This window comes from Desulfitobacterium elongatum, assembly GCF_055378975.1.
Map to the genome: position 1 here is coordinate 399,545 of NZ_AP038772.1, position 14,337 is coordinate 413,881.

General features: G+C 43.3%; 11 protein-coding genes and 1 riboswitch. Of the genes, 10 read left to right on the forward strand and 1 reads right to left on the reverse strand.

Translation table 11 applies throughout. The features are described from left to right. Positions 1-147: 147 nt before the first annotated feature. The 5 genes from ACZ42W_RS01820 (at position 148) to ACZ42W_RS01840 (ending at position 5,854) form a co-directional block, all read left to right on the forward strand. Positions 148-1,761 carry an ATP-binding protein gene (locus tag ACZ42W_RS01820; RefSeq protein ID WP_464167977.1) on the forward strand — a complete coding sequence of 538 codons (1,614 nt, stop codon included), beginning with the start codon at positions 148-150 and terminating at the stop codon, positions 1,759-1,761. 367 nt (positions 1,762-2,128) lie between these two features. Next, a complete protein-coding gene (locus ACZ42W_RS01825; protein WP_464167979.1) occupies positions 2,129-3,205 on the forward strand; it encodes a two-component system sensor histidine kinase NtrB in 1,077 nt (358 codons plus the stop codon). Positions 3,206-3,389: 184 nt separating this feature from the next. Then, on the forward strand, positions 3,390-4,196 hold the full coding sequence (locus tag ACZ42W_RS01830) for an amino acid ABC transporter substrate-binding protein (RefSeq protein ID WP_464167981.1): 807 nt from the start codon (positions 3,390-3,392) through the stop codon (positions 4,194-4,196). A gap of 214 nt (positions 4,197-4,410) precedes the next feature. Next, positions 4,411-5,064 carry an amino acid ABC transporter permease gene (locus tag ACZ42W_RS01835; RefSeq protein ID WP_464167983.1) on the forward strand — a complete coding sequence of 218 codons (654 nt, stop codon included), beginning with the start codon at positions 4,411-4,413 and terminating at the stop codon, positions 5,062-5,064. 25 nt (positions 5,065-5,089) lie between these two features. Then, complete coding sequence (locus ACZ42W_RS01840) at positions 5,090-5,854, forward strand: amino acid ABC transporter ATP-binding protein (protein WP_464167984.1); 765 nt, start codon at positions 5,090-5,092, stop codon at positions 5,852-5,854. A 178-nt stretch (positions 5,855-6,032) separates the two neighbouring features. On the opposite strand, the gene ACZ42W_RS01845 is transcribed toward ACZ42W_RS01840, so the two are convergent. Further along, positions 6,033-6,971, reverse strand: coding sequence for a chymotrypsin family serine protease (locus ACZ42W_RS01845; protein ID WP_464167986.1), 939 nt, complete (start codon positions 6,969-6,971; stop codon positions 6,033-6,035). A 268-nt stretch (positions 6,972-7,239) separates the two neighbouring features. Between ACZ42W_RS01845 and ACZ42W_RS01850 the strand changes: the two genes are divergently transcribed. The 5 genes from ACZ42W_RS01850 to ACZ42W_RS01870 all read left to right on the forward strand — a co-directional run bounded on the left by ACZ42W_RS01850 (position 7,240) and on the right by ACZ42W_RS01870 (position 14,331). Continuing rightward, the gene (locus tag ACZ42W_RS01850; RefSeq protein WP_464167987.1) at positions 7,240-8,949 is read left to right on the forward strand and encodes a methyl-accepting chemotaxis protein; all 1,710 of its coding nucleotides are present in this window, start codon (positions 7,240-7,242) and stop codon (positions 8,947-8,949) included. Positions 8,950-9,183: 234 nt separating this feature from the next. Then, complete coding sequence (locus ACZ42W_RS01855; protein ID WP_464167988.1) at positions 9,184-10,635, forward strand: DEAD/DEAH box helicase; 1,452 nt, start codon at positions 9,184-9,186, stop codon at positions 10,633-10,635. A 210-nt stretch (positions 10,636-10,845) separates the two neighbouring features. Then, positions 10,846-10,947: riboswitch (purine riboswitch) on the forward strand. Between the two features lie 272 nt (positions 10,948-11,219). Next, complete coding sequence (locus ACZ42W_RS01860; RefSeq protein ID WP_464167989.1) at positions 11,220-12,560, forward strand: nucleobase:cation symporter-2 family protein; 1,341 nt, start codon at positions 11,220-11,222, stop codon at positions 12,558-12,560. Positions 12,561-12,865: 305 nt separating this feature from the next. After that, entirely contained in the window at positions 12,866-13,672 is an 807-nt protein-coding gene (yqeC, locus tag ACZ42W_RS01865; protein WP_464167991.1) for a selenium cofactor biosynthesis protein YqeC, read from the forward strand. Then, positions 13,654-14,331 carry a nucleotidyltransferase family protein gene (locus ACZ42W_RS01870; protein WP_464167993.1) on the forward strand — a complete coding sequence of 226 codons (678 nt, stop codon included), beginning with the start codon at positions 13,654-13,656 and terminating at the stop codon, positions 14,329-14,331. Before yqeC ends, ACZ42W_RS01870 begins: the two co-directional genes overlap by 19 nt. The last annotated feature ends 6 nt before the right edge of the window (positions 14,332-14,337 follow it).

Consider the following 14,337-nt stretch of genomic DNA (forward strand, 5'->3'; position numbering starts at 1 on the left):
CATTGGGTGCTAAGCGATGAAAGTCGCTTTTGGTTGAGTTTAAAAAAACAAGGAAGGAAGATTTAGTTGAATCTCGAATTAATTCGTGTAGGTATTTGTTGATTTACGTCGAGTAAATGAAGATCAGAAGTCTTCGGGGGGTCACCTTTGAATAATTTACTGTCCCAACATCATAAACGAATTACAATCTTCTTAATCGCTCTGCTCATCCTTATCCTCCTTGGAATTATAAGCTACTCTTTACTCTATGAAGACTTTCGTAACGAAAAGCAGGCCGAGATCGCCAAGAATAACCAGGCAGCTGATCATGCTGCACGCTACTTGAATGAATATCTTGATGGTTATAAATCTGCTTTGGAAAACCTTGCAGCAACGCCATCAATCATCTATGAGGATAGTGAAGTAACGAAACAAATGATGCAGGATTTTGATTTGGCTCGCCCTGAGACTTCGCTGTTTTGGGTGGCTAATTCAAAGGGAGAGTTTGTGGCGAAATATCCAGATGAATATCTGGATCAGAGCATTTTAGATCGTGAATTCTTCAAGGAGGCGATGAAGGGGGAAAGTTTCATAGGGGGGCCTTACATCAGTACAATTACGGGTACGGAAATTATTGTGATTTCTGTTCCGTATTATCGGAACAATCAGGTAGCAGGAGTTGCGGGGGTCTCCATTCCCTTGTTTGAAATACAAAAAAGACTTTCGATTATTCAAGTGGGGGACAAAGGATATGTTTCATTGGTTAGTCTAAAAGGGGATATTCTGAGTCATCCACACTTAGCGGAGTACCGTGAGACGTTTTCCTTCCATCAAACTCCTCTCTATAGGCTTCTCTTTGTCGATAAGCTTGAAAGAGGGTATTTTGATCAAGCACCAAACGAGCCAGGGAGAATGCATTCCTTTGTCAAGTTAAAGGAAGCTCCTTGGGTTGCTATAACGGTTCAACCCTTACAAGAATTAGATATTAAGTTGCAGAGGACCCTTGGGCGGAACCTTCTCGTACTGCTTATTGTAGGTATGTTTGTGGGTTTTTTAATCCATTACATTCTTTTATTGAGAGATATGAAGAACGCAGAGAAAATTAAACAGACCGAAAAGCTGGCTGTCGTAGGAGAGTTGGCAGCTGGAGTGGCTCATGAGATAAGAAATCCATTAACTTCAATTAAAGGTTTTGTTCAGCTTATCGATTTGAAAAAGGGGACGGAAGTTCCACACTTCTATATAGAGACGATCTTAGACGAACTGGATCGTATCGAACAAATCGTTGGAGAAATGGTTGTATTGGCTAAGCCGGCGCATGAGGAAAAAAGTCAAGTCGATCTCTCCCTCTTGCTTCAGGATACGGTGAATCTTATGTCTCCCCAAGCAGGGATGCGAAATGTGATGCTTCGCTTAGAGATTGAACCAGGGTTACTCTTCGTCAAAGGGGTAAGGAATCAGCTAAAACAAGTAATGATTAATTTAATAAAAAATTCAATTGAAGCCATGGAAGCAGAAGATAAAGGCGAGATAATGATCACAGCAGCCTATGAGGTAGAATATATTTTTATCACGGTAGCAGATAACGGGAAGGGTATAGAGCCCGAGGTGATAAACAAGCTTGGAACTCCCTTCTTCACGACCAAGGATTCGGGAACCGGGCTTGGCTTAATGATTTCTTACGGGATTATCCAAAACCATGAGGGCGAAATTGAGGTCGAAAGCAAACCAGGGGTTGGAACAAAGTTTAAGATCATCCTTCCGGCGATAATAATAAGATAAATAACTGGAGAAAGAGAGCTTAGTGCCATAGCGCACTGAGCTTTTTTGATAAAGGAATTTTAGGTTTTCTAACTGTAATGTCCCCCTTTGTAATGGTGCTATTATAATCAGTAAAAAATAAATTATAATCGTTAAAAAATAGAGGTAATTATCAAAATTTATAGAATATTATTTAATCAGCATTTTACTTTAAGGAATTTGCCGTGGATTTGAAAGATTATACTATCATTGTCGAATCCAAACCCAATTTGCTTTGAAATTAACGGGCCAATGTGAAGTGCGATTATTTAATGGAAATCGGGGCTGGATGGATGTACTACCTTATATGAGTAGCGGTATGACGTTATTTTAATAGGGAGGGAATTCAATGAAAATCAATCCTAATCAGTATGAAGCCATTGTTGAATCATCTCCGAATATGGTATGGAGAGCAAACTTACAAAAAGAATGTGATTACTTTAATACCACTTGGTTACGCTTCAGGGGAAAGACCATGGAAGAAGAGGTTGGCTTTGGATGGCTTGAGGGTGTGCACCCTGAAGATAAAGAAAAATGTTTAAGGACATTTTCAGAGGCTTTTGATCAGCGTGTTTCCTTTAACATGGAATATCGACTTCAAAGATATGATGGTCAGTATAGATGGATCAATGATTCGGGAACCCCCTCCTTTGATAGCAAAAAGCGCTTTCTTGGGTACGTGGGTAGTTGTATGGATATCGATGAAAAAGTCGAAGGTAGGATGTTAAAAGAGTTCGTAAAACAAGAACAACTGAATATTATTAGTGACGTTGCTTCAGGTATAGCTCACGAGATTAGAAATCCGTTAACTACAGTTAAGGGGTTCTTGCAAATATTAACGGAGCAAGTCAGATTTGCTTCTTTTAAGGATTATCTAGAACTAATGCTTAGCGAGATCGACAAAGCGAATGAGATCATTACTAATTTTCTATATCTAGATTTGAATAAAGCCTATAGGCTTAATATAGGCTGTCTAAATAATGTGGTACAACAAGTGATTCCAACATTAGAAAGATATTCTCATCAAAAAGGGATACATATAGTTATCGAAGAAGAGAAGAGATTGCCTCCTTTACTTTTAGATGAAAAAGAGATTACTATGCTTATCTTGAATCTTGCTACCAATGGTATAGATGCAATGGACTCAGGTCAATTAAGTATCAAAACCTATCTGGTCGATAGTGCTGTGATATTAGAAATCCGAGATGAAGGTAAAGGCATAGAACAAAGCATTTTAAACAAGATAGGCAAACCTTTTGTGTCGACCAAAGCGAACAAGGTCGGAATAGGATTAGCGATGTGTCATAGCATAGCACGTAGACATAATGCAGAGATCAGCTATAAAACAAGCGAACAAGGAACAACATTTTATATCTCTTTCACTAAGATTGCACAAGAATCAGAGTATGCTAATCTCATCGGGTAACCTCGCCAGTACGGTGAATATAAGAATTTTAAAAACCTGTAAAAACAGCTGATAAACTAAGGACTAGCTCGATAGATAACTGTTTTCCTGCAATAATGCGCATGTTTACTTCTTTACCTCTTTAGCATACTAAAGTAAAATAGCATCATGATGAATCGGAAGAGATGAAGGAGTTGTTATTTGTATGAAGAAGATTATTGCATTAGCAATGACGGTTGTGATGTCAGGAATATTACTCGTAGGCTGTGGAAGCACAGGCAAAGCAGGGACTGCCAGTACGGGTGGCGCAACGAATAGTGCTCCACAAAAGATTGTTATCGGCTTAGATGACACTTTCGCCCCTATGGGTTTCCGTGATGAAAAAAATGAACTCGTTGGCTTTGACATCGACCTGGCAAAAGAAGCGGCTAAACGCTTGAACATGGATGTTGAGTTCAAACCCATTGACTGGAACAGTAAAGAAGTTGAGCTGAATAGCAAGAAAATTGATGCGATCTGGAATGGTTTGAGCATTACTGAAGATAGAAAGAAAAACCTGAGCTTTACTAAACCTTATTTGGCGAATCGACAAATCGTCGTTGTCCAACCGAACTCTGCGATTAAGACCAAAGCTGACCTTGCAGGAAAAGTCGTGGGTACACAAGAAGGAAGCTCTAGTCTTGATGCCATCAATGCGGATGCTGCAACAGCAAAAAGCTTTAAAGAACTTAAGAAGTATCCAGACTATGTAGCTGCACTACTCGACCTCAAAGCAGGACGGGTCGAGGCGATCGTAGTCGACGAGGTTGTTGGTCGTTATTATGTCGCTAAAAAGCCTGGAGAGTACGCAATTATCAAAGATGACTTCGGCGCTGAAGAGTATGGTGTAGGCTTAAGGAAAGACGACACACAACTTTTGGAGAAACTGCAAAAGGCTCTCGACGATATGAAAAAAGAAGGCAAATCCGCTGAGATCTCTAAGAAGTGGTTTGGAGAAGATATCGTTAAGTAAATTCATTCAAGTATCTTAGAATTTACAGGCTGATGGTTTACACCATTGGCCTTACCTATTTTAGGTGAAGAAAAACTGTAGAAGAAATAAAGTGCATTACTAGAAGCAGGCATTGCAGTATGGAAAGAACCCATTATATAATATTGTGTACCGTCCCCGAAAATAGAGTGGATTACTTATGTAAGTGGCCAAGAATTTACTAGGAGAGAAACAAATGCAATATATTCTTGAGATTTTGGGTCCCATGCTTGACGGCACGGTGGTTACCCTGAAGATGTTCTTAATCACGATTATCCTATCTTTGCCGCTCGGGCTCATGCTTGCTCTCGGCCGAATCTCTAGATTTCGGGCGCTTAAGTCAGGGATTGGAGTGTATATCTGGTTATTCCGTGGCACCCCGCTCATGCTCCAGCTCTTATTCATATATTATGGACTTCCCTTTATACCGGGTATCGGGGTTAGCTTGACGGATTTCCAAGCAGCCATTTTAGCCTTTGTCTTGAACTACGCCGCCTATTTCGCAGAAATTTTCCGTGCGGGGATTCAATCGATCGATCGAGGGCAATATGAGGGTGCTAAGGCGTTAGGGATGACGTATAGTCAATTGATGCGCCGAATTGTTTTGCCACAGGTTATCAAGAGGGTATTACCCCCTGTGAGCAACGAGACGATTACACTCGTCAAGGATACCTCCCTTATTTATGTCTTAGCGATGAATGATTTGCTCCGTACTACGCGGGCTTTAGTTCAGCGAGATTTCAACACGATGCCCTTCATCGTAGCAGCGGTATTCTATCTAGTCATGACGCTTGTTCTCACGTGGGGCTTTCAAAAGGCTGAGAAGCGTTATGCGGCCTATGACGAGTAAGCTTCACAGGGAGTGAAATGATAATATGAAAATGATTAGTGCACTTAACATTCACAAAAACTTCGATAAACTCGAAGTCCTCAAAGGAGTTTCCCTGGAAGTCCAAAAAGGAGAAGTGGTTGCCATCATTGGACCCTCTGGTTCAGGGAAAAGCACCTTTCTTCGTTGCCTCAATCGTCTCGAGACGATTGATGGGGGTACGATTAATATCGAGGGGGATGAACTTGTCGCGACGGGTGCTGAAGGTAAGCCTAAGTATGCCGAAGAAGCGAAGGCCCGGATGATCTGTCGTAAGATGGGTATGGTCTTCCAACAGTTTAATTTATTTCCCCATCTTACGGTGCTAGAAAATGTCCTTGAAGCTCCAATCACAGTTAAAGGAGTCAAGCGTGAAGAGATTATCCCGGTGGCCAAGGAACTCCTACGGAAGGTAGGACTAGAAGATAAGTTCGACAGTTATCCTTCTCGGTTGTCGGGCGGTCAGAAGCAGCGCGTGGCGATTGCGCGAGCACTGGCTATGCAGCCTGACATCATGCTTTTTGATGAGCCGACCTCAGCACTTGATCCGGAACTCACAGGAGAAGTGCTTAAGGCGATGAGGCAGCTTGCTGAAGAGCACATGACTATGATCGTCGTGACTCATGAGATGGGCTTCGCTCGAGAGGTCGCGAATCGAGTGATTTTCATGGATAAAGGTGAAATCGTTGAGCAGGGAACTCCTGAAGAGGTCATTGATGACCCGAAACAGCAGAGAACCCAAGCTTTTCTGAATCATATGAGTGCGAAGTAAGCGAAAAAAAGAAACAAGAATTTGATCAATTTCATAAGATAAAGTGCCTCTAAGCCCTGTAACTGGCTTAGGGGCACTTTGTTCTTTGTAGATATCTTTGATAATGGTATGACGTCTAGTTAAAAGGTGTAGGTCGACCAAGGAATTCTAGCTGGAGTAGGTGAGCTTGTACGCTGAATCAGAACCTGACATTTAACAAAGCTAGAACTTCCTCGATAGGGTTGAGCAAGGTACTTTGGGAAGATCCTGCGAAGAGCAAACCGACGGCTTGATTCTTCAGATCGAACACTAATGAGCCACTGTCCCCGCCTTCCGACATGGGGGTAGTAAGGATTTGTTTTTCGAAACGGAGGACTTTTCCCGCACCATAACTTATATCTACTGTAACATTGAGGGCTCGAATCTGTCCGGTTGTGAGACCCGTAGTACGGCCCGACTTTTGTACCGGCATTCTGAGTGCAGGGAGGGTTACTCCTTGAATCTCACCGATTCCCAAGATATCCGGAAGGATTAAGTCCATACTTCTCGGTTTCGCGAGGGCACAGTCGACTACATTAGTTTTGGGTGATGCCTTTAGATTGACATACCTGGCTAGGGTACCAATGACGTTATTCTTTTTGTCCCCTCCATCGAGTGCGCCTGGTTGGAGGATTCTGTCCCCAATCCTCGCTCGGCCATCTCTTCCATTGGTTTCATTGGCTAAGACGTGATTGTTGGAGAGGATGAAGGGTTCACCCGTTCTTTGATCATATACCACAGCACCAAACGTACCCGCAGTAATCCGATAATGACCGATACTGACTCCCGGGGGAGCAGGTCTTACACGTAAGGTACGCTCCACTTCCTCAGTGATTTGGTAGGCTACAGGTGAAGCTGATGATTTTCGTCTGGGATATGCCTTGAGTTCTCCGACTTCGATGACATCAGTATGCACACCATCCAACGATTCCGGCACAAGTTGGTCTGCTAGGAGACTCTTAAAGGGAAGCTTTTTATTGACGAGGACGATAATTGCCTCTTCTTCAGTTTGTTTTCCGCCAACCTCTTTGAACCCCCTTCCTACCCCAATGACTTGAGGTTTTTTAAGGAGGTATTCTCTTGATGTTTTATCGAGCATGCGCATTCCTCCATTGTCCAATTTCTATCAGCTTATGGCATGCTTGGACAAAAGGTGAGAGGAAAGACTGTTTGCCGAAATACGTTGTAAAATAATTTTATGGAAATAGAAGAGAGAATCATTCAATCACTAAACAGTTTTTTTGGTTGCGAGAAGTCACGAAGAGGACTTTGTTCATTTATGTCGAAAGCTTAAGGTTTAATAAGACTTTATAAGCAAAAGAGAAGATAATGTCTTTTTTTAATAATTATCGGGAGGCCATTAAGATATGAAATCAAAAACTTCCCTGCAGATGACCATTGGAACAAAAATTGCCCTGATGTTCTTACTTGTTATTGCCATGTTTGTTGGTCTGATTTTCTATTCCCAAATAAAAACCAAAGAAATTGAGGTGGGATATGAGGGAATTGTTAATCGAAGCGCTCCTTTGGTCTTTGAGGTTAAAGATCTGAATATGGAACTAAAGAATCAAGGCTATATGGTTCGGGGATACCTACTGACCGGAGATGAGACCTATCTCACTCAATACCAAGATTCAAGAAAAAAGATGAATGATTTATTTACAAGTCTGAGTAAAAACTTAATCACGGTGGAAGGGAAGCAGATGATTCAAGATACGCGGCTGGCGATTAGTCGCTATCATGACTCGACAGATCGGACGATAGAGATTTATAAAAATCATGGACTTCAAGACGCTCTGACCAATCTATCGGCTACAGGGACGGATAGCAAGCTTGCAGAGGATAGGGTTAAGGGCTTTGTAACCTTTTTGACCGAACGGATGGGAATGCGCCAAAACGATAACGTAGTACTCGCTGATAAAATCCACACGACTCAGAATTGGACGATGGGGATTGTGGCTTTAATCGCGATCGGTTTGGGAATAGGATTCTCACGGGTGATTTCCCGACCCCTGAAACAAGTCGCTCAAGTTGCTGACGCTATTGCCAGCGGAGATCTAACCCGAAAAACTCTAAGTTACAGTGGGAAGGACGAGATAAGGAATCTCGTTGACTCGTTTGATACGATGGGAGATAATTTGAGAGAGTTGCTTTCTCAGGTGAATCAGATTTCCGAGCAGGTTGCAGCTTCAGCTGAGCAGCTAACTGCAAGTGCAGACCAATCCGCTCAAGCGGTTAATCAAGTCGCAAGTGCTATCACTGAAGTTGCTTATGCAACGGAAAAACAGCAGTCTGCAGTAGATAGTACACGCCTCAGTGTCGAAGAATTATCGGCTGAGATAGAGCAAGCTGCAGGAATTACGAATACGGTGGCTCGTGCGATCGAACGGACAGCGGCTGCAGCTCAAGATGGCGGGAAAGCCATTGACTCGACGATTCAGCAAATGAATACCATTGAAAAGACAGTTCTTCGATCCTCGGAGGTTGTAGCGAAGTTAGGGACACGCTCTCAAGAGATCGGTCAGATTGTCACGACGATTTCAGGAGTGGCAAGTCAAACGAACCTTTTGGCACTAAATGCTGCGATAGAAGCTGCCCGAGCGGGGGAACAGGGTCGAGGCTTTGCTGTGGTCGCAGAAGAAGTTCGCAAGCTTGCTGAGCAGTCTCAAGATGCGGCCCAACAAATCGCTACCCTGATCAGTGAGATTCAAAAGGATACCGATGAAGCAGTAAGTGCAATGAGCGTCGGAACGAAAGAAGTGCAGGTAGGAACCAAGGTTGTGAACACAGCAGGACAAGCCTTTAACGAGATCACAGTGAAGATTGAGGAAGTAAATCACCAGGTTAAAGATATCACGGATGGAATGCAACGGATGGAACAAAACGGAAATCGATTTGTCAGCGCTATCCAAGAGATTGAGCAAGTAAGTAAGGCAACAGCAGATGAGGCTCAATCCGTATCAGCCTCGACGGAGGAACAATCAGCCTCGATGGAAGAAATCGCAGCGTCCAGTCAATCTTTATCAAAAATGGCGGAGGATTTACAGCTCGCAGTCTCTAGATTTAAGCTTTCATAGAAGCAGTTTGAAGTAGACGATGAAAGTGTCTTAAGTCCCGGAGTTTTCCGGGACTTATTTTCTTATATTCTTTGTGTTTTTTGGGGAAATTAAGCTTGAAAAAACAAAGAAATGTGCAAGCTATTATAGAAATTGCTATAGCGAATATTAGTAAATATTAATTAAGTATCATTATTTTAGTAATTTATGGTATACTATTTCTTTAGTCCATTTACAGAAAGAGGTTATTTTATCGTGATTAAATTTGAAGAATTAGGCATAGACGAACAGATAGTTCGCTCTGTAAGCCATATGGGTTTTGAAGAGACAACTCCCATTCAGGAAAAGACCATACCACTGGCCCTTCAGGGGAAGGATCTCATCGGACAGGCTCAGACCGGGACTGGAAAGACTGCTGCGTTCGGAGTTCCCCTTATTCAGGGATGTCAGCGGGAGAATGAACGTCCTCATGGGCTTGTGCTTGCACCGACCCGGGAGCTAGCGGTTCAGGTAGCCGAAGAGCTTAATAAAATCGGACATGACAAAGGGATTCGTACCTTGCCTATTTATGGAGGGCAGGATATCTCTTGGCAGATTAATGCCCTGAAGAAAAGACCCCATATAATCGTGGCAACCCCTGGAAGACTCATGGATCACATGCGGCGTAAGACCATTCGTTTAAATGAAGTTAAAATGGTCATTTTAGATGAAGCTGATGAAATGTTGAATATGGGTTTCGTCGAAGATATCGAGACCATTCTTCAAGAACTTCCAGAAGAACGTCAGACGTTGCTTTTCTCTGCGACTATGCCGAGGCAGATTCAGAATCTTGCCCAACGGTTCATGAAAGAGCCGGAGGTTATCCGGGTTGAAGCGAAAGAAGTGACGATGCCAAGTATTGAGCAGATGTATTTGGAGGTTCCTGAGAAGCAAAAATTTGATGTCCTCTGCCGGATGATGGATATTAATCCTACAGAACTAGTGATCGTCTTCGGTCGCACGAAGAGACGGGTTGATGAACTTTCAGAAGCGCTAAGTAAGCGCGGCTATTCAGCAGAAGGAATTCATGGAGACTTAACACAGAATCGAAGGGATAGTGTCCTTCGCAAGTTCAAGGAAGGCACGATCGAAGTATTAGTCGCCACCGATGTAGCGGCCCGGGGCTTAGACATCAGTGGGGTCTCACATGTATACAACTTCGACATCCCCCAAGATCCAGAGAGCTACGTCCATCGCATTGGTCGTACTGGACGAGCAGGAAAGACGGGAGTAGCGATCACCTTTGTAACCCCAAGGGAAATAGGCCACCTTCACTTGATCGAGCAAGTCATAAAGCGCAAGATTGCAAGAAAGCCTGTACCGTCACTCATCGAGGCATTTAAAGGCCAACAGCAAATTACTGTGGAAAAGCTGATGCGGGTCATCGAGGAAGAAGATATCCAAAAATACCGCGGCATGGCAGAAGATCTACTTGAGGAAACGGATTCAGTGACTTTGCTATCTGCAGCATTGAAGCTCCTGACCAAAGAACCAGACCAAGGGAGCATCGAACTCTCACAAGAAGCGCCCTTAAGGACGAGAAATTTCAGACCAGATCCCAGAGACAATCGGAGAAGTGGAGCGGGACCGAGATCTGGAGATTGGTACCCAAGACCTAAATCGGGCACGAATCGTAGTAATAATCGAGGCAATTCAAGAAGGCCGTAAAAATATAACCAAAAAATGTGAAGCTCGGGCGATAAACCCGAGCTTTTAGTCTTTGAATGAATTTCATGAGAAGTGGTTGCTGCAGATTTACCTAGTGTCTTATATGGCTAGGAACAATGGCAACTAAAGAATCGAACTTAACTTAAACTTTTGCCATTAATGTTCGAAAAAAACTCTTGACCAATCTCTAATCATTCTGTACAATGAAGCATGTCAAAACTTCATATTGTTCATATAGGCGCAGAGATATGGTCTGCATGTTTCTACCGGGCTACCGTAAATGGCCCGACTATGAGCGAAAGTGTACCTAGGGCAACATATTATTCATATTAATATTTTCTATATAATATGAAGTCCAAGTGGTACAGATTTAGAGGATTAGAAAGTTTAATTCTTTCTTTTCTTTTGGATTACACCGAAGGGATAAAAGCCCAGGCGGGTAGGTTTCACTCACTTTTTCTTGAGTCGAAATCTACCTGTCTGGGTTTTGTTTTGCTCAAGAAATGAGGCCGGCTAGAAATTTACGTAACAGAATGATCGTAACGGAAGACATCTAAGGAAAGTGAAAAAGGAGGCTTATTTCCATGGCAAACCAAGCAAAACATCCCGTCGATGAAGTATTACCTTTCGGACAACTCCTTCTCTATGGACTTCAGCACGTATTGGCTATGTATGCCGGAGCAGTCGCTGTACCCTTGATTATTGCAGGGGCCGCTGGGCTCACGAAGGAACAAACAGCTTTTCTTATTAATGCGGACTTATTTACTTGCGGAATTGCTACATTGATTCAAACCCTGGGCTTTTGGAAGTTCGGAATTCGAATTCCTGTTATTCAAGGAGTTACGTTTGCAGCAGTTACCCCTATGGTTATGATTGCAAAGGGCCAAGGTATGACAGGAATATTCGGGGCTGTCATCATTGCGGGACTCTTTACTCTCTTGATTGCACCGTTTTTCAGTAAACTCATTCGTTTCTTCCCTCCTGTAGTCACCGGTAGCGTCATTACTATCATCGGGGTTTCCCTTCTTCCGGTAGGGGTTAACTGGGCAGCAGGTGGAGTAGGTAACAAGAATTATGGTTCGCTGACGTATTTATTGGTAGCAGCAGTTGTTATGATCACCATCTTGGCTATCAATAAGTATTTCAAAGGATTTATAGCAAATGTCGGAGTGCTTCTCGGATTACTCGTTGGACTCATCGTGGCAATTCCATTGGGAATTGTAAACTTTTCGGGTGTATCGAGTGCTCCTTGGATTGGAATTGATACCCCATTCTACTTTGGTCTTCCTACTTTCGAAATCGGAGCAATCCTCTCCATGATTTTTGTAATGGTCGTCGTAATGGTCGAATCCACAGGAGATTTCTTAGCGATTGGTGAAATTATCGGTAAGGAGATTGGGGAAAAAGATTTAACACGCGGCTTAAGAGCGGATGGATTGGCAACCATGCTCGGTGGAATCTTCAATGCCTTCCCTTATACAGCTTTTGCACAAAATGTAGGGCTTGTCGGTTTAACTGGCGTGAAAAGTCGCTTTGTCGTTGCTACATCTGGTTTAATCTTAGTAGTGCTTGGACTTTTCCCCAAGATTGCGACGATTATTGCTTCTCTTCCTAATGCTGTTCTCGGAGGAGCAGGAATTGCGATGTTCGGAATCGTGGCTGCTAGCGGAATCAAAACCTTAGCTAAAGTAGATTTCGAGAATAATAACAATATTTTTATCGTGGCAATCAGTATTGGGATAGGCCTTATTCCCCTCGTTGCTCCAGACTTCTTTAAAATGTTTCCAGCTTGGAGTCAAACCTTCCTGCATAGTGGAATTACCTTAGGCTCGATTGCAGCCATTATCTTAAACGCTTTCTTCAATGGACAGGGTAGTAAAGATGTGAAGGAAGTCGTTCCAGATCCCAGTATTGATGTAGCTTAACAAGCAAAAGGTGGGGAGACGTCCCCACCTTTTTTAGGTTTAGGGGTCCTTAAGTTTATGGATCTTTAAGTATAGGGATCCTCTTTCGTCGTCAAAAATCTTGAAGCACTCCATTCAAGGGAGTGCGCAGTACATCAGAAGTAATAAGGTTCCTTCAAGTGTGAAGTGGCAGGCAAAAGAAGGGGCCTTCTTTGATTTTTTACCAGATGACTAAGAGACGCCAGACTTGATATGGGCCCGATAATCTGCCATGATAGGATTAACTTTTTAGAGTTAGTTATGGGTGGATAATGAGGGATTGAAGAATGATAGCACAAAGCTCAGGAACTTTATGGGATATGACGCGATTGGCCTCGGTAATCACTTTGATTGGGGCAGGCGGAAAAACCACTGCCCTTCAATCTTTGACAGCGGAAATTCATGCCCAAGGGAAAAAGGTCATCGGCACGACGACGACAAAGGTGTATCCTATGCCTTTTAAAGCCCTTTGGAAAAGTCCAGTTCTTCCGCCGCCGATAGAGAGTGAGTATCCATGTTTTTGGTATGCGGATGAAGATGATAAAAATTGCAAATGGATTGGACCGACGGTCGATATTCTTGATCAAGCCTTGCGTCTCAGAGAGCCTCTAGAGTCGCAGAAAAATAACGTTTGGGTGATTGAAGGAGATGGAGCACATGAAAAGAAACTCAAGTGCTGGGACTCTCACGAACCACAAATACCCTTTGAGAGCCAATGCGCTATCTTAATGATCCATGGGGAGTTATGGGGAAAAATCCTAACGGAAGATGAGATCCACAGACCTGAGAAATGCCCTGACTTAGTGGGAAGGGCTTGGTCGGGAGAAGCGGCAGCAGAATACATACTGAGCTCCCCTGTTTTTTACTCAAGGCATCAAGCACTTTCTTGGATTGTGCTTTTTAATGAATATGATGTTGGCAACCCAGAGTATTTCAAGAATACTTTTGATATAGAGCGTACAATAGATTGTTTAGAAAAGCATTTAGTCAATCATTTTTCTCAGGTCGAGAAGCAGGATATTAAGCCACTCCATCTAAGAATTGCTTCGGGCAATGTAAAGGAGGGAAGGATTAGATGGTACGATTTGTGGTGATGGGAGCGGGGATAGCCTCCCGCATGGGGCAGGACAAGCTGGCTATGCCTTGGGGGGATACGACAATCCTCGGGCATGTTCTCCATACGCTAAACGACTCGCTTAAGTTACTCGATATGCAGCATGAAGTGGTCGTTGTTGCCAGAAAGCCCTTCACTGGTTTTTGCTCAGATAAGTCCAGGTTAGCATGCCCTGAGGCATCGAGGTCGCAGAATTTCGAGGAGTCTAACACGAAGTGTGCAGAAGGTTTTTTGGACAGTTCGCGAGAATATAAGTTCAGGTGGATTCAGGTTCCAGGGGCTCAGCCCTTAGCAGATACGATTCGCGTAGGGCTTTCAGACTTACCGGATACAGTCGAAGGAATTTGTTTTATTCCCGGAGACCAAGTCGGACTAAAGTCTCACGTTTTAGCAGAGCTTACGACGTTCTTTTTAGAGAAGACTCCAGACTTTCTTGTTCCGCAAGTCGGTGGAGTAACCGGGTCACCCGTGTTTTTCCACGTGCGCTATTTACCCGAACTTTTGGCGCTCCAAGGGGAACAAGGGGGGAAACGTGTTATCGAGAGCTATCGTGATCGCTGGACAACGTATCCCGTCGAGGAAGGATTTATGCTCGATATCGATACCATGGAAGACTATGAAAAACATAGTGGTCTTTAAGAGAGG

Excerpts from the sequence above, each read along its gene's own strand:
- yqeC (WP_464167991.1), top strand. The coding sequence starts at position 12,866 with ATGATAGCACAAAGCTCAGGAACTTTATGGGATATGACGCGATTGGCC.
- ACZ42W_RS01860 (WP_464167989.1), top strand. The coding sequence starts at position 11,220 with ATGGCAAACCAAGCAAAACATCCCGTCGATGAAGTATTACCTTTCGGA.
- ACZ42W_RS01830 (WP_464167981.1), top strand. The coding sequence starts at position 3,390 with ATGAAGAAGATTATTGCATTAGCAATGACGGTTGTGATGTCAGGAATA.
- ACZ42W_RS01850 (WP_464167987.1), top strand. The coding sequence starts at position 7,240 with ATGAAATCAAAAACTTCCCTGCAGATGACCATTGGAACAAAAATTGCC.
- ACZ42W_RS01845 (WP_464167986.1), bottom strand. The coding sequence starts at position 6,971 with ATGCTCGATAAAACATCAAGAGAATACCTCCTTAAAAAACCTCAAGTC.
- ACZ42W_RS01825 (WP_464167979.1), top strand. The coding sequence starts at position 2,129 with ATGAAAATCAATCCTAATCAGTATGAAGCCATTGTTGAATCATCTCCG.
- ACZ42W_RS01870 (WP_464167993.1), top strand. The coding sequence starts at position 13,654 with ATGGTACGATTTGTGGTGATGGGAGCGGGGATAGCCTCCCGCATGGGG.
- ACZ42W_RS01835 (WP_464167983.1), top strand. The coding sequence starts at position 4,411 with ATGCAATATATTCTTGAGATTTTGGGTCCCATGCTTGACGGCACGGTG.
- ACZ42W_RS01840 (WP_464167984.1), top strand. The coding sequence starts at position 5,090 with ATGAAAATGATTAGTGCACTTAACATTCACAAAAACTTCGATAAACTC.